The organism is Granulicatella sp. zg-ZJ (assembly GCF_010892355.1).
In the GTDB taxonomy this organism is placed as follows: Bacteria; Bacillota; Bacilli; order Lactobacillales; family Aerococcaceae; genus WM01.
Genome location: NZ_WNJY01000025.1, coordinates 1 through 20,986 on the forward strand (window position 1 = coordinate 1; position 20,986 = coordinate 20,986).

The window sequence follows — 20,986 nt, forward strand, 5'->3', positions numbered from 1 at the left end:
TTTACACAATAGAGATTTTGACCGATTTGAAGAAATACTCATATGGGCGAAACAGGAAGCTATTTCTCCTGGTTTACGTAGAGTATTAAGAACTTTCAAAGGGTATTTACCCTATATTAAAAACACCTTTATCTACCATCATTTGACTAACGGTGCACTTAAAGGAATCAATCATAAAATTAAAGTACTTAAGAGAAATGCCTATGGTTATCGTCACTTTTCACATTTTAGAAATCGTATTTTATTAATCTGTAAGTTATATGTACCATATACCGTGCCATTTACTTCACTAGTTGCTTAATAGTTTAAGTCAAAAGTGACGTACGAATAGCTCCTTCCCCGCACAACGTAGGGGAAGAGACATGTATCGTGTACATTTCGGTGAGCCGTATATCACTTTGTGACTTAAAATAAAAAGATAGTGACGTAACATTTGTGACATCACTACCTTTTATGAGTCATCAACCCTATTTGACATAGAGCCATTATTTGTCTAAAATCAGTTTAGAAAATTGAATAATTATGAAAAATATGAATATTAACTAATTAGACTTATCGTTATTATAAATCTCATCGTAAGTAATATCTTCCTCATTATTGCTAATTCGTACACTTCTATCCATAGCTGTATAAGAAGATTTTTCTATATATCCTTGTATATCATAAACTGAATATCTGCCTATTACTTCAAAACGTAAAAATACTTTCCCGTCAGAACCCATAATATGAAAAAAACTTGTATTTATAGTACCGTTATATACTCTACTAGCAACAGAGTCAGAACCTCCATACCAATTATACTTTTCTAATGATACTAAAAGTCCAGCAACACTATAATTTACATAGCAACTCACATTTTGTTTATAGTGAATAATCGCTATTTCTCCTTTGTTAAAATAAGCTTCTCCATTAGAATGTGTACTTTTAATTGCTTTTCCACTATATGTTACAACATACCCACCAGCTTCAGCAATAGACACGAAAAACCCTAAAAAATACACATTTTATATTTTTCTACTCTTTATTTGTGAATATGTTCTGTAAAATAAATACATAACATATCCTGTAGATACCAATGTAACAAAATGATTTAATAAATAATCATCTCTTATAAATTCTATGTTTCCAAACAGTATATTTCTAATGAAAACAAAGTAAATAAATATTAAAAAAATGATTGTGTTATAGTAACATTTCGTTTTTAATCTAATTTGTCTATAAAATACACTATCGTATAACAAAGATGTCACAATAAATGCAAACAAAAAGTAAAGCGGTAAAACAATCCCCGCATCCATTCGATATGTTTGCATTAGCCACATATATAGAGGACGAAATGTATAATACAGATAATTTGAAAAAAATGATACATATAACTCTTTCGCAACAAATAAAGAGATAATAAACACACCTAAACAAAATATAATTTTTTTAACATTCATTGTTTCTCCTCCCTTACTTCTTTTATTCAAAAATTGATATATGAAAATGATAGATATTCTTGATACATTTTAGATACACTGTCATTACATTGCTATATGTTTTTACAAAAATTACCATATATTTATCCGGCTTTATTTTTGTTTTCATTTATCCTCAAATGATATATACAATATTTCTGATCCCTCCTTTTTTCACAATGCTTCATTTAAACAAATAGTAATTTATAACAATTATAGAATACAACAATCGTTATCTTTTGTGTAAAAATGTCGCAAAAGTGACATTGCTATAGCACTTTTGCGACATTTTGGATCTAGATATTTCATTTGAGGAACAACATCATTTAATACAAACAACAAATAGTTAAAAAATGTTTTTCCGTCAAATTGTGTTGGCGAAAAGTCAAAATATCTCATATTTTCATGAATTGTCTTTTCAAACTCTATTTTCATCATATATAAAATAATACATCATCTCGACAATATATTTTTATATTATCGAAGTGCTTTGCTGCCAATGTCTTGCCTATAAAAAGTTTTCGGAATTGGGTTTTCTGATAAATATGTATAAACCTCTTGCTGTGCTTCTTTGACAGTTTGAGCCGTTGCGGATACTAAGAAAATACGACCTCCACTTGATACATATTCTCCGTTTTTCTCGGTAACACCAGCAGCAAATAATTCCATTGATGTATGTTGAGGGACTGTTAGAGTGCCTAATGGTAAGTCTTTCACATAAGTACTCGGATAACCGTTAGCAGCCACAACAACACCTAATGTTATGCCTGATTGACGCCATTCAATAGTTGGCTCTTTATCTTCTAAAATATCGGTAATAATCGTTGCAAAATCACTTTCTAAACGTTGTAAAACGACTTGTGTTTCAGGATCTCCAAAGCGTGCATTAAATTCAATAACTTTTATTCCGTTTTTTGTCATCATCAATCCTGCATATAAAACTCCTGTATATGAAGCTCCCTCTAATACTAATCCATCAATAATAGGTTGTACGACATGCATCATCACATCATCAATAACCGTTTGGTCAAATTGCGGTACTGGAGAGTATGCTCCCATGCCTCCTGTATTGGCACCTTTATCATTATCATAAGCACGTTTATGGTCTTGTGAGATACCCGCAAACCAAGCTTTACGACCTTTGACAAAACTAAATACGGAAAATTCTTCTCCTTCTAAATACTCTTCAATGACAACTCTAGCAACATCATTGTCATTTGTATATGAGCCGTCGATGAGCATTAAGGATAGAGCATCTAGCGCTTCTTGCTCTGTCATCGCAACCACGACACCTTTTCCAGCTGCCAATCCGTCTGCTTTAATAACAATCGGCACTCCTTTTTCAAGGCAATAGGTTTTTGCTTTTTCAAAATCTGTAAAGGTTTGCGATTGTGCTGTTGGCACATTGTATTTTTTCATCAATTCTTTCGCAAAGTCTTTAGAATATTCAATCTTTGCAGCACGTTGACTTGGGGAAAAAACCAATAACCCCTCTTGTTCAAACGCATCACTGACACCATGAAACAGCGGTAATTCCGGCCCAATAAATGTCCATGAAATATCATGCTCTTTTGCGAATTGAACCAGTGCTTGTTTATCTGTTTCTGAAATATCTACACAAACAATGCCGTCTTGTGCCATTCTTGGATTTCCTTTTGCACAATATACCGTTTTTACTTTTGGTGAACGAACAATCGCTTTTGCAATTGCGTGTTCTCTACCACCACTACCAATCACTAATATATTCATGAGTTTTCCCTCTACATCTTAATGTCTAAAATGTCTTATATCTGTTTTTAACATCGCTATATGATGCTCATTTGCCACATTCACAGAATCATCATCTTTAATACTACCACCCGGTTGTATAATGGCACAGATACCATACTCCGACGCCAACGTTACTGTATCAGACATAGGGAAAAAGGCATCACTCGCCATAACCGCTTTAGACAAATCCATACCACTTTGTTTGGCTTGCTCTAAAGCAATTTTTGCTGCACCAACACGGTTCATTTGCCCCGCACCAATACCTAATGTTTGTTTAGCATCTGAAATAACAATCGCATTTGATTTCACATGTTTCACAACTTTCCACGCCAATAACAACGCTTTTTCTTCCTCCAAGCTTGGTTTTCTTTTTGTCATGACGCTAAATGTTTCTGGCTCATCAAGATGATTGTCTTGTTCTTGAACCAATAAACCACCTAAAACAGACACGTACTCTAATTCATTCGTATGCATTTCCTCAAAAGGTAGTGCTAATAAACGAATATTTTTCTTTTGTGTTAAAATCTCAAGTGCTTCTTCATCATAAACAGGAGCAATAATAATTTCTAAAAAGATTGTATGTAATTGCTCAGCAACACGTTTTGTGACTGGTCGATTTAACACAACAATACCACCAAATATAGAAACCGGATCTGCTTGATAACAGCGTTCAAATGCTTCTTCAATCGTTTCTCCAACACCAACACCACAAGGATTCATATGTTTCAACGCAACAGCAACAGGTTCGTTAAACTCTCTAGCAATGCGAATAGCAGCATCTGCATCTTTAATATTATTATAAGACAATTCTTTTCCATGTAATTGTGTTGCATTTGCTATGGAAAAACGCTGTGGAAGAACTGTTTCATAAAACAAAGCTTTTTGTTGACTATTTTCACCATAGCGTAATGTTTGTTTTAAATCATACGTTATTGTTAATGTTTCAGGTGTATCTTGTCCAACTTGTTTTGTCATATAATCAGCGATTAACGCATCATAACTCGCCGTGTGTCTAAAAACTTTTGCCGCCAATGTTTGTCGTGTTTCAAAACGTGTATTCCCGTATTCTTGCCATTCGCTTAAAACAGTATCATAATCAGCTGGATCTACTAAAACTGTTACATCTGCATGATTTTTTGCAGCTGAACGTAACATACTAGGTCCACCTATATCAATATTTTCAATAGCATCCGCATAGTGTACATTAGGTTTTAAAATTGTTTGTTTAAATGGATATAGATTTACCACAACAATATCAATATACGAAATACGATGCTCTTCTAAAGCGTTTGTATGCTCTTGACTATCACGTCGCGCCAATAATCCTCCATGAATGACTGGGTGTAATGTTTTAACACGTCCGTCTAACATTTCAGGAAAACCCGTAACCTCTTCAATCCCAATCGTCTTAATTCCTTCTTCTTCAAGAACTTTTTTTGTTCCTCCTGTTGAGATAATCTCAATACCTAATGATACAAGCGCTTTGGCAAACGGGACAACTCCTGTTTTATCTGATACACTAATCAATGCTCTTGTCATACGTTTCTCCTTTCATCATTTCTTTTATTTTGATAATACATTTGTATCGCTTTAGGATACAAACGGTGCTCTACCGCGTGGATACGTTCCTCTAAACTTTCCAATGTATCCGTTTCAAAAACAGGGACACGTTCTTGTAAAATAATCTCTCCTGTATCAATTCCCTCATCGACAAGATGTACCGTCACACCAGTTTGTGAGACACCAGCACTAAACGCATCTAAAATACCTTGCTTCCCTTTAAATTCAGGCAAGTAAGCTGGATGAATATTCAAAATACGTTGTGAATATTCATCCAATAATGTTTGTCCAATGATTTTCATATACCCTGCTAAGATAATATAATCAATATGATATAATGCTAGTATGTCTAAAATAGCTTTTTCATAAGCTTCTTTGGAATCATACTCACTTAATGCGATATGATAATATGGAACAGAAACCTGTTTAGCACGTTCTAATACATACGCATCTTTTTTATCACAAATGACACAACTAATATGTGCTTTTAATATTCCTTCCTGTATAGCTTGGTACAAAGCAGAAAAATTAGAACCATTACCACTTGCAAAAACAGCTAAATTCATAAAATAACCTCTTGTGATGATAATGTTTGTGAATAGTTCTCTTTAGAAACAACATCGCCTATGACATACGCTGGTGTGTCAAAAGCTCCCAAAAGATGTAGAACATCTTGCACGCTTTCTTTAGGGATAGCAACAACCATACCGATACCTAAATTAAATGTATTTAGCATCGTTTCTTGAGTGTATTTCCCTAAACGTTGCATAAGAGTAAAAATCGGTAATGTTTGAAAAGAATTCATGTGAATACGTGCGGTCATTGCATCTGGGAGCATGCGTGGAATATTTTCAAGAAATCCTCCACCTGTAATATGTGCCACTCCGTGTACAAATCCTTTTTGATGCAAGGCAAGAATTTCTTTCACGTAAATGCGTGTAGGTTCCAATAAAACATCGCCCAATGTTTTCTCACCCAATTCATCAAAATGACTTTCATACGTATATTGATTATCTTTGAAAAAAAGTTTTCTAACAAGCGAATAGCCATTGGAATGAATACCACTAGAACCTAAGCCTATTAGCACATCACCTATTTGCACATTCTCTTTATGAATTAACTGCTCTTTTTCTGCGACACCCACCGTAAATCCTGCTAAATCAAAATCTTCTGGATCATACATATCTGGCATTTCTGCTGTTTCACCACCAATTAAAGCAGCCCCTGCTATTTGACAACCTGTGGCAACACCCGACACAATTTGTTCGATAATCTCTGGTTTATTTTTACCAACGGCAATATAGTCTAAGAAAAATAGTGGTTCTGCTCCTTGAGCAACAATATCATTTACACACATCGCCACACAGTCTATTCCGATTGTATCATATTTTTTTTGCTGAATCGCTAACAATAACTTTGTTCCTACGCCATCTGTTCCAGAAATGAGAACAGGATTTTTATACTGTAAACTTCCTAAATCAAATAGCCCTCCAAAACCACCTAAAGCACCCATAATACCACTGCGGTTTGTTTTTTGAACATGCTTTTTAATTCGTTCGACAACTTCGTATCCGGCATGCACATCGACACCGGCTTCTTTATATGCATTCGACATGATATATTCCTCTACTTTCTTTTTTCCAAAAAGGCTTGCTGAATGGGTGTTAATTTGCGATAAAACTCTTCTTCATAATCATATAAACCTGCACAGTAATCACCATTAAAACAATCCATACATAAGCCTCCGTATAAATCATCTACCTTTAATCCAATGGATTCAATCAATCCCTCTTCACTTAAAAAACCTAATGAATCTGCACCAATAAACACACGCATTTCTTCAAGTGTTTGGTTGGCAGCAATTAATTCACTTGATGTTGAAATATCAATGCCGTAATAACTCGGGAAAAGTAATGGTGGTGCAGCAATACGTACATGCACTTCTTTAGCACCTGCTTCTTTTAATAATCGTACAATACGTTGACTAGTTGTTCCTCTAACAATCGAATCATCAACCATGACCACCGATTTCCCCCCTACGATACTTTTTACAGCAGATAATTTTAATCGTACACCTTGTTCCCTTAGTTCTTGTGTTGGTTGAATAAATGTACGCGCTATGTATTGGCTTTTAACTAGTCCCATTTCGTATGGCAAACCACTTTCTTCTGCATACCCACTTGCCGCTGATAAGGAAGAATTTGGTACTCCAATCACAATATCCGCTTGTGGTGTTGGCCACTCGTGCGCAAGACGTCTACCTGTTCTTTTTCTAGCTGCATGTACATTGATACCTGCTATATTAGAATCGGGTCTTGAAAAATAGACATATTCCATTGCCGCAATAGCATGACGATTTTTTTCAATATATGATTCGACACGTAATCCGTCCTTTGTAATAATCGCTATTTCTCCCGCATAAATATCTCGGACAAATTCTCCTCCCAAAATATCAATAGCACATGTTTCGCTTGCCAGGACATATGCCCCATTCTTTAACTTACCAACAACTAAAGGACGTAAACCATTTTCATCAACAGCTCCATACAAAGCGTCTTTTGTCAAAAGTAAATACGTGAATCCACCTTTAATACGACATAAACTTTCTTTTAACTGTGCTTCGAATGTTGCTTGCTTGCTACGGCGAATTAAATGAATTAACACTTCTGTATCAGATGTTGAATAAAAAACAGCCCCCTCTTGTTCTAGTTCTTTTCGCAATGTTTTACTGTTGATAAGATTACCATTGTGACATACACCAACTTCCATATCATAAAAGCGATGTAAAAACGGTTGAATATTACGTAAACTACTTCCTCCTGATGTAGCATAGCGTACATGCCCGATTGCTTTATCGCCATACATATCTAAATTTTGTTTATCTTTAAATACTTCAGCTAGCAGGCCTAATCCTCTATACCCAACCATTTTGTCATCATTCGATACAACAATACCTGCTCCTTCTTGCCCGCGATGTTGTAAACTGTGCAATCCAAAATAGGTCACTTCACTCGCTCGTGAATGCCCAAACACACCAAAAACACCACATTCTTCATTTAGATGACTACTCATGAGTTAATCTCCTTAACACTTCTTCGTACGCTTCCATAACACCACCTAAATCTCGGCGAAATCTGTCCTTATCAAACTTTTCTTGTGTTCCAACTTCCCATAATCGACATGTATCTGGAGAAATTTCATCTGCCAAAATAATTTGATTATCTTTTGTCTTTCCAAACTCAATTTTAAAATCAACCAATGTTAAATTAGCTTTTAAGAAAAATTCTTGCAAAAGCATATTGATACGTAAAGCTTGGGATTTGATAAAAGCTAATTCATCTTCTGTCACAATATGCAACGCCACGGCATGATCATCGTTTATAAGTGGATCTCCTAACGCATCATTTTTATAACTTAACTCAAATACGGGTTTTGCCAGTACTTGACCTTCAGGTAGACCGTATTTTTTCGCCATAGATCCTGCAACAATATTCCGAATAATGACTTCTAGAGGAATAATCGTCACATGTTGACAAATCTGATCCGTATCATTCACTTTTTCAATGAAATGTGTACGTACACCCGCATTCTCTAAATAATTAAAGATCAACGATGTAATCGTATTGTTTAAAACGCCTTTTTTCTCAAATTCTTCTTTTTTTATACCATTAAAAGCTGTTGCACTATTTTTATAATGAACATAAACTTTATCTGGTTCTTCACAAGAATACAGTTGTTTTGCTTTACCCTCATACAATAAATTCATCATTTTTTCTCCTTTTTATATTTGAAGTATTGAACACCGTTTGTAAAAATATCTTGTCTACCTTTCAGTGTGTTTGTTTTATACAGTCCTTCACCATAACGTTCACTATGTCCCATTTTTCCTAAAACAAGGCCATTTTCACTCATCATTCCCTCTATAGCCAGTACTGAGCCATTTGGATTAAATTGTCCATGTTCACTTGCCAAACCATTAAAATCACAATATTGAAAAGCTACCAAATGTTTATACGCAGGAAGCATTGTACCAACTAATTTACCCTCTCCATGACTAAACATCACTTCGTGCATTTCATCTAATGTAAATCCTTGTGTCCATGGAGAATTCAGATTTGCAACACGCGTCCATGCAGATGTTGAAATATGATGATAACTATCATTACGATATAAGGTTAAATCGTCTTGAGTCACATCTCGAATTTCTCCATAAGGTATTAGCCCCGATTTAATTAAGGCTTGAAATCCATTACAAATACCTAAAATCAATCGTTTTTTTGCTAAATGTTGATGAATGGCTTCTTTTACTTTGGCATTTTTCAATACATTAACAATAAATTTTGCACTACCGTCAGGTTCATCACCACTTGAAAATCCACCTGGAAACATAATAATATGCGATTCTTGAATGGCTTTAACAAAGGCATCAATAGATTGTTCAATATCATGCTCTTTCTTATTTCGTATCACAACTGTTTGTGTCATTGCACCCGCATCTTTGAATGCTTTTTCTGTGTCATACTCACAATTTGTCCCAGGAAAAACAGGAATCACCACTTTAACATCATCGATATACTCATCATAATAAATAGGCTCTTTTGGCAAAACAGAGATTTGTTCACAATGCCCTTTATCTTCATTTTGATAAAGTGGATAAATCGGATTTAATGTCTGTGTATAGGCTTTATATACTTCTTCAAACGAGAACGTTTCTCCATTGATAGAAATATCTTCACTAACATAGCCAAGTAAAGTAAATGGTAAATCTACGGTTGATTCCACCACCAATGACGCAGGCGTAAAATCTAAAATAGTATTGTGATTTACGGTAAATCCAACTCTATTACCTAATGCCATTTTGATTAAAGAAGCTGCAACGCTGCCTTCTTCTTGTACGTACGCAGATACGATGTGTTTATTTCGTATCGCTGTTTTGACATATTCATAATGCTCTATTGCTTTTTCTATATTTGGATAACCCCGTTCATCTTTTTCTACTGGTACATAATATAATTTATTTCCAATATTTTTTAACTCAGGTGTTATGATATGCTCTATTTTGACTGGAGCACAAGCAAATGAAATTAGCGTTTCAACAACATTTAAATCATTAAACGTACCAGACATACTGTCTTTCCCGCCAATACTTGCTCGTCCAATTTTATGTTGTGCTACAATACTACCTAATAAACTTTGTGTCACTTTGCCCCATTTTTCTGGAGAAGTTCCTAATTTTTCAAAATACTCTTGGAAAGAAAAATACAAACTTTCTTTATCTCCACCAACAGCATATATTTTTGCCACACTTTCTAAAACAGCATACATAGACGATAAAAACGGTGAATAGTGAGAAATTTTTGGAATAAACCCATAGGTCAAAATTGTTCCTGTATCCCCAGTTGCATGTAGCGCTGGTAAAGCTTGAACACTCGCTTGAACAGGAGTTAGTTGATGTTTTCCCGCAAAAGGCATCAAAACGGTTGTTGCTCCAATAGAAGCATCAAATCGTTGGGCTATCCCTTTTTGACAGGTCACATTTAAGTCACTTAATTCTTCTAAAACAGCTTCTTTAGAAAATGACTTATGGTTGAAAGGATTGTTCCCTTGATTATCAATCAACAGTGCATTTGCATGCTGTCTTACACCACTTGTTGCTAAAAAATCAGCACTCATATCCACGACTTTTTCAGCCCCATAATACATTTCCAAACGACGTTTATCAGTAATGGTTGCCACATGTGCATATTCAATATTCTCTTCTTCACATGCTTTCGTAAATACTTCATAATCACTTGGAGAAATAACGACCGCCATCCGCTCTTGAGATTCACTCGTTGCCAATTCTGTTGCATTTAATCCTTGATATTTAACAAGTACTTTATCTAATTGTATATGTATGCCCTCTGATAATTCTCCAATAGCAACACATACACCACCTGCACCAAAGTCATTGCATTTTTTAATCAATTTTGTCACATGAGGTTGTCTAAATAAACGCTGTAATTTACGTTCTTCAATAGCATTTCCTTTTTGCACTTGACTAGACGCTGTTTCTAAAGACTGGTTGGTATGCACCACACTTGATCCACTCGCACCTTGAATACCGTCACGTCCCGTTCTTCCCCCAATCAATAGAACCAAATCATCTTTCTTAGGTGTTTCTCGCTTAAAATCACCAACTTTAACAGCACCAACAACAGCACCAACTTCCATGTGTTTGGCAACATAAGAATCATCATATAACTCTCTTACAAATGTCGTTGCCAATCCAATTTGATTACCATAAGAAGAATTACCATGCGCTGTCCCTTTTGAAATATCAATTTGAGGTAATTTATGTGGTAAAGTTTCTTCTCGTTTTTGTAGAATATTGCCACTACCCGACACACGCATTGCTTGATACACATAGCTTCTACCAGAAAGTGGATCACGAATAGCACCGCCAATACATGTACTAGCACCCCCAAAAGGTTCAATCTCACTCGGATGATTATGCGTTTCATTTTTAAACTGCACTAACCACTGCTCTGTGCGTCCATTGACTATATTCTCTGTGAAAAAAGAGCATGCATTGATTTCTTCACTTACTTCGATTTTTTTATCTTTTAACACCCGTACATGATACTTTCCGATAATGCTTGCCATATCCATTAGCGTTACTGGTTTACTGACCTGTAATGACTTTCTCATAGCCAAATAAGTATCGTACGCTTCTTGCATTTCTTTTTTAAACAGTGCCGATTGAATAGACACATCATCTAACACTGTTTCAAAGGTTGTGTGACGGCAATGGTCACTCCAATAGCAATCCAACACATAAATTTCTGTTTCTGTTGGATCTCTATGTTCCGTTTTAAAATAGGATTGGATAAACACTAAATCCTCAATCGACATCGCCAAAGACATCTCTCGTTTTATCTCTTTTAATTGTGCGGTATCAAATACATTAAATCCTGTCATATCCCTTAATGGTTTTGGTGTTGCATCAATCGAAAAAGACAGACAAGACATATCTTTGACACGGGCTTCAATCGGATTGACTAAAAATTGTTCAACTTTTAACAAATCATTCTCAGATAAATACTTATCAAACACAATAACCCTACCACTTCTAACAACAGCCTGTGATTGATTATCCAATAATGCAATACACTGCATCGCACTATCTGCTCTTTGATCGTATTGAGCAGGCAATGTTTCGTAAGCAAAATAATATCCCTCTTTTAATGTAAGTATCTCGTACACATCATCAATCATCACTTCTGAAAAAACAGATTTCTTTGCCAATGAATATGTTGTTTCCTCAATATTGTATATATCATATACATGATATATTGTCGCTTGTGCCAATTCAAAACCATACATGTTATTCAGTTGTTGACATAACATAAATGATTCTTGATTATAACTTTCTTTTTTCTTTACAAAAATCCGTCTATCCATATACCCTCCCTAAAATACGAACTATTTATAAAACAACTTCTAATTATGTTCGTTTTTATCGTAACACATTATCGTTTTTTGTCAACTTTTCTAACAAAAACATTGATATAACAATAAAAACAGCACATACTACTATTTTAGCTTTTAAACAAGGATATTTTTTTTTTTTAACGAACATAAACTTTATAAAAAAAGACAATAAAAGAAAAATAAAGACTTTTTCCCTTAAAAAAAGATTGACTTTCGTTTTTATGACACACAAAAAAGCTAAAAGTATCCATACGAATACTTTTAGCTTTTTTCTTATTCCCGTATATAATCAACTATATAATACATACTACGATGTCTACCACCCGTATATATTTTTTTATTTACTTCTAAAATAACGGTTGCTACTTTCTTAGTTTTATCAAAACTACTCATCATTGGTATTGTTATTCTATCCCCTTCTGTGATCCACTTACTTAGGTCTGCTGGTACTGGGAATCCTGCGCCACCAACACCTCCGAGTTGGGTGTAGACAAATTTTTTATCTTGTTTTAAATACACCGCACCTTTAGATTCTCCTAACAGTGCAACTAACTCATCTTCAGTCTTTCCAATAGCAGAATCATCAATTTCACGAAAATCTTGTTTATTTCTGCTATAAATATCGCGAATATTTGCTAAAACATCTTCTTCTTGGAAAACAGCTACATTATATTCGTTATAAATATCTACGATATTGGCTAAATTAGCCATATAATACGCATTTCCCTCTACATTTTTTATCAATTTCCCTCCAATAAAACCTGGCGGTATCGTATTTTGCTTTCCATTATTAAAACGATTTATCTGAATAGAAATCATATCACTGGCTAACCGTATCGCTTCTTCAACGGCGTCAGGACTCGTGTCATATTTTCTTCCACTTGAAACAGAAGTCCATTCTAAATTATCTAAAAAGATTTCTTTTTTTGCATTATACTTGTCAAAAAACTCTTTCTTAGAGATAACTTTTCCCTCTGTATCTTCTTTCTTCTCTGAAAAGAACACAGCAAAACGCTCTTCCATTAAAGAAGTCAAATCATTTGCTATTTTTATATCTGTCATACTCGACACATTTACCTGTTGATTATCTAAGAAATAATACTGATTATGCTTACTCAAAATCGTTCCATCATCATACAGTGAATAAGCCATTCTCTCAGGTCTACCCGCTTTAAACGCCTCACTGAATAAACGCACAACACTATTGTCTTTTATCGTGTATAAATCAGCCAACTCTCTAATTTGTCCTTTTATTAATAACTCTTTCACATTATCATGATTGATATCATAAAAAGCATAGTACATATCTTTCTTACCCGCTTCAACAGACAAATTGACATCCTCTGGAATATCCGTATTTTTTGCGTCTAGAGCTTCTTTATACTTTTCAATTATCGGACGATACAAACTTTCATAGTCCACCACAACTTTTTCCGTTACACTTACTTCGGCTTGCTTACTATTAGTACTACAACCTACCAAACACCCCAAAACGATAGGTATCATCCATTTTTTTATTCCCATATTTCTAACTCCTTAATCTCTCTCAATGTTTCTTCAACATCCTCACTCAGCACCGTCACATGCCCCATTTTTCGATTGATTTTACTCTCCAACTTTCCATAATCATGGAAATGCCAATTCGGTTTTTCTTTTTTTAGTGCAAAAACAGCATCAACATGCTGACCTAACACATTGATCATGACAACTGAAGAGTACAATTTGATTACTGGCATAGGTAATTGTAAAACCGCTTGAATAGATACATCAAATTGGGACATATTGCACGCCTCAATCGAATAATGCCCCGAATTATGTGGACGTGGTGCCAATTCATTCACATAACATTGATTATCTGCTGTTACAAAAAACTCGATGCCTAGCGTTCCAACTAATTGCAAAGCATCTGCTATTCTCTCTGCAATTTCTTGTACACGCTCCAAGACATCATCGGGTAATCTTGCCGGAACAATTGTTGTATGTAAAATATTATGAACATGATGATTTTCACTGACTGGAAAAACAGACGTTTGACCTTTTAGATTCCGACTAATCATAATAGATACTTCTTTCTCAAAAGGCACAAATGCCTCTAATACACAAGTCGTTTGATTTACTAGCGTTTCTGCTTTTTGTATATCTTCATCCGAGATGAGTACAACTTGTCCTTTTCCATCATATCCAAATCGTGTGGTCTTTAAAACACACGGATACCCTATGTTTGCTATCGCTTGTTGTAAATCTTCTTTAGACAAAACTGCTTCATACTGCCCAACCGGAAACCCATGTGTCTTTAAAAACTCTTTCTCTAATAATCTATCTTGTGAAATACGTAGCGTTTTAATCCCTTGAGGAAATTTATCCGCAGGAATAGTATCTATAATCGCTTGACAATCGACGTTCTCAAATTCATACGTAATGACATCACAACAATTTGATAACTCGCACAAAGCCTTTGTATCATTATAATGAGATACGATATGCCAATCACTCACTTGAGAAGCAGGACAATCTTCTTGAGGATCTAAAATAGCCACCCTATATCCTTGCCTTTTAGCAGACTGTGCCATCATTTTCCCTAACTGACCCCCGCCAATAATACCAATCGTTACATTTATGTTCGGATTACCTTTTATCATCGTCTACCCTCTCTTATTGATACAAGATATAATCACTTTCTAGTACTTGTTGTCGCATATTTTCTCTATACACTGCCATTTTTTCCGCCAATACGTCATCAAATGCACTTAATATTTGCACTGTATATAAACCGGCATTGATAGCCCCCGCTTTCCCAATAGACATTGTACCGACAGGAACACCTCCTGGCATTTGTACAATAGATAATAATGAATCAATACCATTTAATGTACTTGACTTGATAGGAACAGCAACAACAGGTAATGTTGTTTTTGAGGCAATCATTCCCGGTAAATGTGCAGCTCCTCCAGCCCCTGCAACAATGACTTTAATACCTGTTTTTCGTGCATCCTGTGCAAATTGGAACATTAAATCTGGGGTACGGTGTGCAGAAATGACTTGTTTATGATAGGATACTCCAAATTTATCTAATATCTCACAAACATGTTTCATCGTTTCCCAATCCGATTGACTTCCCATAACAACAGCGACTTGTACCATATTGATTTATCTCCTTTCATACTTTATTACACTATATCATATAAAATTTATTTTTACGAACAATTTTACAAAAAAACCATGTCCCATTCAGAAAACAATACATCGTGTTGATAGTTTCACCTACCCACACGATGTATTCATTCTTTTAAAATAACCTCATAAGTGTCATAATCAAACCCACAAGAACAGAAACAGCCAATACAGCAGCGGTTATGACAGATAGTTTTTCAAACGATGACTTCTTTTCTTCTTTTTTCTTTGGTACATAACGTGCCTTAGAAATTTTTTCATCAATACTATCTTTTAATATATCTTTCTCTTCTCTCATCATACTCACCTCTTAACGCAATAACTGACGATACGATTGCACCCCAACTTGATGTGCTGCATATTTTTGCTTTTCTAGTAATGTATCAAATAATTGTCGATTAGAAAAAACATCCGATAATTTTTGACTCATATTTTTCCATTGCTCACTTGGATAATTATTGTCCGGTGAAACAAAATGACTATGTTTTGTATTCGTAAAACTAAACAATAGTAACTGATAATCAAACGCTCTTCTTGTCGCATATAAAATTTCATTGGCATGATTTATATCTAAATAAACATCACAGTTTTGGAATAATTTATCTACTATACGCATTGTTACATTTTGATATAGGCGTACATTCGTATATTTTGATAAATTTGTTAGACGATTTGACATTTCTGTAAGAGCAGCAACATGAAATGTGATATGCGGTAGCTCTTGAATAAAATCTTCAAGGTGCTCCACTTGATCAGAGTTCGTTAAAATAAGAGCATTTGGTTGATAATGATTATCACGTTTATATGTATAAATATATCCACTTAAAGACACTTTTGTTTTTTGCGCATCTGTTAATAATGGTTGCATGTTTTCATAAACAGAACGATCTGGAACAGCGACTTTAAATTCTCGATTATCATTAAACATCGTTTGCATATTCCCCGGAATGCTATCGTGTATAGGCTCTTGCCAAAAAAGAACACCTTTTTTTAATGTTTGTAGCCCATAAAGCACAAGGAATGATAGTGCCAGTGTATTGTAAATCACACATTCACAATCAAAGTCTGCTTCGTTTAAATAAAATCGAATAAATTCAATTTTGGATTTAAACGTATAAATTTTTTCACGATAAGAAAGCAATATATTTCCTGTTTTATGATTTTCTACAATCACTTCTGTACCGTTAACATGATAGTAAGTCGTCACAATAGGTTCTTGCTTTGTATTATAAGTTGTTCGAGCATACTGTCTACCATATTGATTATAATAGTCTACACAACGTACGATATTAGCTTTATCTAACCATTCAACCGTTCTAACAAGACGTTTATGTGTTGGTTCTGCATAAAAAATATTCGCCCTTTTTTCATCATAACAATAAATTTCCCCCGATGTATTCGTTCCTTTTATTTCCCAAAATTTAGGCGTTTTTACTTGATTAAAATAAAGAGCTTTTGCTTGTTTATTTTCTTGACCTAAAAAATACATATATGGTGAATGTATCCCTTCAGGTAAGAAACCATTATCATCTATAACAACTGTCGGATGCGTATATCCGGCCAACGTCAAAGACTGATGTAAATCTTTGGTTAACTGATTATAATGATCAAACAGATTTATCATGTAGCACCTCCTCTAAGACACATTGCCATTTATACTCGATTTCTTTATCTAAAAACTGACTCGCTTTACGATAAGAAGCCTCTTGAAATGCTTTCAACTGACCTGTTGTGAATAACTCAATTATTTTTTTAGAAAATTGCTCAATAATATAGTCTTCATTATCTTCCTCGTGTCGTTTAATCAAATACCCATTCACACGATTGTCAACAAATGTTGGGTTGCCGTACGGTACATCAAATCCAATAATTGGTAATCCCGATCCGACCGCTTCCATAAGCGTTAACCCAAATCCCTCACTTGTTGAACCTGCGATATACGCTTGGTAATCTGCATAAACATCCGTTAAATGATGATGCCCCATTAACCGAATATACGCTTGTGCTCCACGCTCTTCGATCATTGATTTTAATTTTGATTCTTCTCCACCTTTACCATAAATATCAAAGGATAAATCGGGCAAATATTTTTTCGCATGGATAACTGCTTTAATTAACCAATCAATATGCTTTTCTCCCGCCAATCGAGAAGCTGTCATCAATGCATAGGGACGTCGTTCTCCCTTAGGATACATGAGTTGTTTTAAACTTCCCACTGGGATAGTCACCACTTTTGGAGAAAATGATGTGTATTTTTCAAATTGCTCTGTTAATGTTTTTGTTTGTGCATCCGTAGAAGTAATAAACAAATCAATACTACCCGCATTTGAAAATTGATATTCATAATAATTATTCCATAAAATATAAGACTCATCAATCATTGTGGGACTATAATGCTCTGCATGTACGACCGTTGCTACTTTTGCTTGCCCTTTATGTCGTAAGACACTTTGTGCAATTCCTGTTGCTCTATCAATAATCACTAAATCATCACTTGTTAAGTGCAATGACTGTATAAAATACGAAATCAATTCTTCTTTTGAAAAACAAATATAATCTGGAAATTTAAAAATACTCTTATGATTTTCTTCAATGATTTCATCAAAAGCAGTTGTACCGTCCTCGTTGAAAAATCGTCTTTGGTATAAATACGCTCTATTATCTTTAGGTGCATAATACTCTGAAAATACTCTTGTATAAGAATAATAATCTTTACGAATGAGATTCCCTTTTGATACAAATTCAGCACGATTAACCAGTTGTTTATTGTGCTGTGTCACATATACCGTCACAAAAAAATCAAGTGCATCAAAAAAATACCGAACCGACAGCCCGTCTTCTTCGACACGAGATGGCTTTATCTCAAATTGTGCTAAAAAATCTTGAATGGTGTACGTTGTTGGTGCTATTTTTATATTTGTAAAATATTGATATAACCAAATCACTTCTGAATCTTCTATACCGATATTTTTTGTCAAATGTTCAATATTTTCAGACTGAATCATATCCGTAAATACGAATTTTGCAGGCTGTTTTATTTTTCTTAAAACAGTTGCACGATATGCCTGAGCGTATTCAACACCACTACTCGCCCAACCAATCCCTAAATTTATATTATATATCATAGTAACACTCCATTTTTCTTGTACTAAGGGAAATACACAATAACATCATCATCTTCTTGTCTAACATAACTTAACGCCAAATAGCGCATCATATTGTCTTTTATAGCTTCTTGCATCAATCGATACGTTAGTAACGCTTCATGATGATACTCGTAAATCGGATTTTTCTGTGCTGACCGACGCCCTGCAACAGCTGTTTTCAACAACTGCAAATTATCTATTTGATCAATCCAACATTCATCAACCGCTTTTAAAATAGCTATTTTTTGGAATATAAAAAATTTATGATCATCTTTTAAAACAGCTCTCTTTCTAGCGATTTCTGTTAAAAAAGATTTTATTAGAAAGTTTCCCAAATCATCTTTAGACGTCACTTTATCCAATACATCTGTATCCGTAAAGCGATAATTGATATTATCAAGAATAAATCTCATAATATCTTCCTTAGTATATGTTTCGTATTGCTGTAAAAACCGTTGTACCACTTCTTGTGCTATTTCTTTCAAATTCACAGCCAATTTATCATCTTTTAAAAGAAGTTCATCTCTTGCACGATACAAAATTTGACGCTGTATTTGAATACTTTCATCAAATTGTTGTGTTGTTTCTCGAGATGCTCTCCCTTTACTATCACTTGAGAGTTGAGCCTCATTCACTAAACGAATAAATTTAAATCCTTTTAATGCTTTAGGCATTTTAACAGGTAATTTTTGTTCGCCCTCTAGGTAATATTTTTCAACCCATTTCGGTCCATATTTTACAACCACATCATCTTCTAGTGATACAAAAAATTTCGTAACACCTGGATCCCCCTGTCTACCCGAACGACCTCTCAGCTGTAAATCCGTACGCTTGCTACTCATTCTCTCTGTACCAATAACGGCTAATCCACCAAGCTGTGCAACACCTTCTCCAAGTTTAATATCCGTTCCTCGACCTGCCATTGCCGTTGCAACAGTCACTGCACCTATTTGTCCAGCTTCTTTAATCATCAAGGCTTCTTTAGCGGCATTATACGCATTCAACACACTATGAGGAATCCCCTCTCTTAAAAGTAATTCAGAATACAATTCTGACATATCCACCGAACCAACAGCTACTAAGACGGGCTGACCAGTCGCATGAATTTTCTTTACATAATCTAATGACGCATATAATTTATCTGGTAAATTCCGATAAACAGAATCAGGTAAATCTTTCCGAATTGACTTACGATTTGTTGGAATAACAACAACAGACATACCATACGTTTCAATAAATTCTGATTCATCCACTTTTGCTGTCCCACTCATACCTGCTAATTTATCAAACATTTTAAATAAATTTTGGAATGTAATAGATGCCATTGTTTTTGTATCAGCACTCAATTCAACCCTCTCTTTTGCTTCAAGTGCTTGATGTTGTCCCGAACCCAATTTCATACCATGTAATAATCTTCCGGTTGTCTTATCTAATAATGTAACTTTGCCTTTCCAAACAGCATAATCTTCATCTCTTTCCAATAACGTATTGGCACGTAGTGCCAATACAATATTCCGAACAAGTTGGAAATTTTCTTTCGTATATATGTTTTTTAAACCAAAAAATTTTTCTGCTTCTTGTATTCCTTTTCTAGTTAACCAAACATTACTTCTATCTTCATCACATTTATAATCTTCATTTTCCACTAATGTTAAAATAAATTCATTAGTCATTGTATATAAATTTGACTGTACTTTTGGTGAACCAGAAATAACAAGTGGCGTTTGTGCACTATCAAGTAAAACAGCATCAATTTCATCAATAATCGCATAAGAAAGTGGACACATATATTTTTTATTCTTTGAATCCACTAAATTATCACCTAAATAATCAAAACCTAGTGACCCATTCGTTGTATAAATAATATCCGCTTTATAAAACACTTGTTTTTCTGTTGCTTTAACCATTTCGTCATCATCTTTTGATACAGGTGTAGAAACACTCAAACCCATAAACTCATAAACAGGTCCCATTTCCTCTTTATCACGCAAAGCCAAATAACCATTATTTGTCACAAGCATTACAGGTTTACCAGCCAACGCATTTAAATATAGCGGCATTGTTGCTGTTAATGTTTTCCCCTCTCCTGTTTTCATTTCAGCAATATTTCCTTGATGTAAGACAATGCCCCCCATCACTTGCACGTCATAAGGAAACATCCCTAAAATACGCTTATCCGCTTCACGAATGGCTGCAAAAGCCTCCGGCAAAAGATCATCTAATGTTTCTCCATTTACCAAACGCTCTTTAAACAAAACGGTTTGATGCTGTAATTGTTCATCACTTAAAGACGCCATATAATCAGCAAATTGATTAACTTGCTTTAAAATACGTTTGATCCTATTTAGCCTCAGTCTGTTTAAACTAAAAAGTCCATTCGGATTTTTCATCTATACCACCTTTTCT

At 34.6% G+C, this 20,986-nt stretch carries 16 protein-coding genes; 1 reads left to right on the forward strand and 15 read right to left on the reverse strand.

The window, feature by feature from the left end; genetic code table 11:
• Positions 1-301 (forward strand): transposase (locus GMA11_RS07340; protein WP_163546520.1); only part of this gene is annotated, 301 nt, incomplete at its 5' end.
• Positions 302-542: 241 nt separating this feature from the next.
• Here GMA11_RS07340 and GMA11_RS07345 read toward each other — a convergent pair.
• From GMA11_RS07345 to secA2, 15 genes are all read right to left on the reverse strand, one after another.
• Positions 543-1,001, reverse strand: coding sequence for a hypothetical protein (locus tag GMA11_RS07345; protein ID WP_163546521.1), 459 nt, complete (start codon positions 999-1,001; stop codon positions 543-545).
• 936 nt (positions 1,002-1,937) lie between these two features.
• On the reverse strand, positions 1,938-3,209 hold the full coding sequence (purD, locus tag GMA11_RS07350; RefSeq protein WP_163546522.1) for a phosphoribosylamine--glycine ligase: 1,272 nt from the start codon (positions 3,207-3,209) through the stop codon (positions 1,938-1,940).
• An 18-nt stretch (positions 3,210-3,227) separates the two neighbouring features.
• Positions 3,228-4,769, reverse strand: coding sequence for a bifunctional phosphoribosylaminoimidazolecarboxamide formyltransferase/IMP cyclohydrolase (gene purH / locus GMA11_RS07355; RefSeq protein ID WP_163546523.1), 1,542 nt, complete (start codon positions 4,767-4,769; stop codon positions 3,228-3,230).
• On the reverse strand, positions 4,766-5,356 hold the full coding sequence (gene purN, locus GMA11_RS07360; protein WP_163546524.1) for a phosphoribosylglycinamide formyltransferase: 591 nt from the start codon (positions 5,354-5,356) through the stop codon (positions 4,766-4,768). Before purN ends, purH begins: the two co-directional genes overlap by 4 nt.
• A complete protein-coding gene (gene purM, locus GMA11_RS07365; RefSeq protein WP_163546525.1) occupies positions 5,353-6,405 on the reverse strand; it encodes a phosphoribosylformylglycinamidine cyclo-ligase in 1,053 nt (350 codons plus the stop codon). The genes purN and purM overlap by 4 nt, the downstream gene beginning before the upstream one ends.
• Positions 6,406-6,416: 11 nt before the next feature.
• On the reverse strand, positions 6,417-7,862 hold the full coding sequence (purF, locus tag GMA11_RS07370) for an amidophosphoribosyltransferase (protein WP_163546526.1): 1,446 nt from the start codon (positions 7,860-7,862) through the stop codon (positions 6,417-6,419).
• Positions 7,855-8,559 carry a phosphoribosylaminoimidazolesuccinocarboxamide synthase gene (gene purC / locus GMA11_RS07375; RefSeq protein WP_205422915.1) on the reverse strand — a complete coding sequence of 235 codons (705 nt, stop codon included), beginning with the start codon at positions 8,557-8,559 and terminating at the stop codon, positions 7,855-7,857. The genes purF and purC overlap by 8 nt, the downstream gene beginning before the upstream one ends.
• Positions 8,556-12,233, reverse strand: a complete 3,678-nt coding sequence (locus tag GMA11_RS07380) for a phosphoribosylformylglycinamidine synthase (RefSeq protein WP_163546527.1) — start codon at positions 12,231-12,233, stop codon at positions 8,556-8,558. The genes purC and GMA11_RS07380 overlap by 4 nt, the downstream gene beginning before the upstream one ends.
• A 303-nt stretch (positions 12,234-12,536) precedes the next feature.
• On the reverse strand, positions 12,537-13,787 hold the full coding sequence (locus tag GMA11_RS07385; protein WP_163546528.1) for a hypothetical protein: 1,251 nt from the start codon (positions 13,785-13,787) through the stop codon (positions 12,537-12,539).
• Positions 13,778-14,902, reverse strand: coding sequence for a 5-(carboxyamino)imidazole ribonucleotide synthase (gene purK, locus GMA11_RS07390; protein ID WP_163546529.1), 1,125 nt, complete (start codon positions 14,900-14,902; stop codon positions 13,778-13,780). Before purK ends, GMA11_RS07385 begins: the two co-directional genes overlap by 10 nt.
• Positions 14,903-14,915: 13 nt before the next feature.
• Entirely contained in the window at positions 14,916-15,404 is a 489-nt protein-coding gene (gene purE, locus GMA11_RS07395) for a 5-(carboxyamino)imidazole ribonucleotide mutase (RefSeq protein WP_163546530.1), read from the reverse strand.
• A gap of 145 nt (positions 15,405-15,549) precedes the next feature.
• Complete coding sequence (locus tag GMA11_RS07400; protein ID WP_163546531.1) at positions 15,550-15,735, reverse strand: hypothetical protein; 186 nt, start codon at positions 15,733-15,735, stop codon at positions 15,550-15,552.
• Positions 15,736-15,744: 9 nt separating this feature from the next.
• Positions 15,745-17,058: an accessory Sec system glycosylation chaperone GtfB gene (gene gtfB, locus GMA11_RS07405; protein ID WP_163546532.1), complete on the reverse strand. Its 1,314-nt coding sequence runs from the start codon at positions 17,056-17,058 to the stop codon at positions 15,745-15,747.
• Entirely contained in the window at positions 17,042-18,559 is a 1,518-nt protein-coding gene (gene gtfA / locus GMA11_RS07410; protein ID WP_163546533.1) for an accessory Sec system glycosyltransferase GtfA, read from the reverse strand. The genes gtfB and gtfA overlap by 17 nt, the downstream gene beginning before the upstream one ends.
• Positions 18,560-18,582: 23 nt before the next feature.
• Positions 18,583-20,970 carry an accessory Sec system translocase SecA2 gene (gene secA2, locus GMA11_RS07415; protein ID WP_163546534.1) on the reverse strand — a complete coding sequence of 796 codons (2,388 nt, stop codon included), beginning with the start codon at positions 20,968-20,970 and terminating at the stop codon, positions 18,583-18,585.
• Between the last annotated feature and the right edge of the window lie 16 nt (positions 20,971-20,986).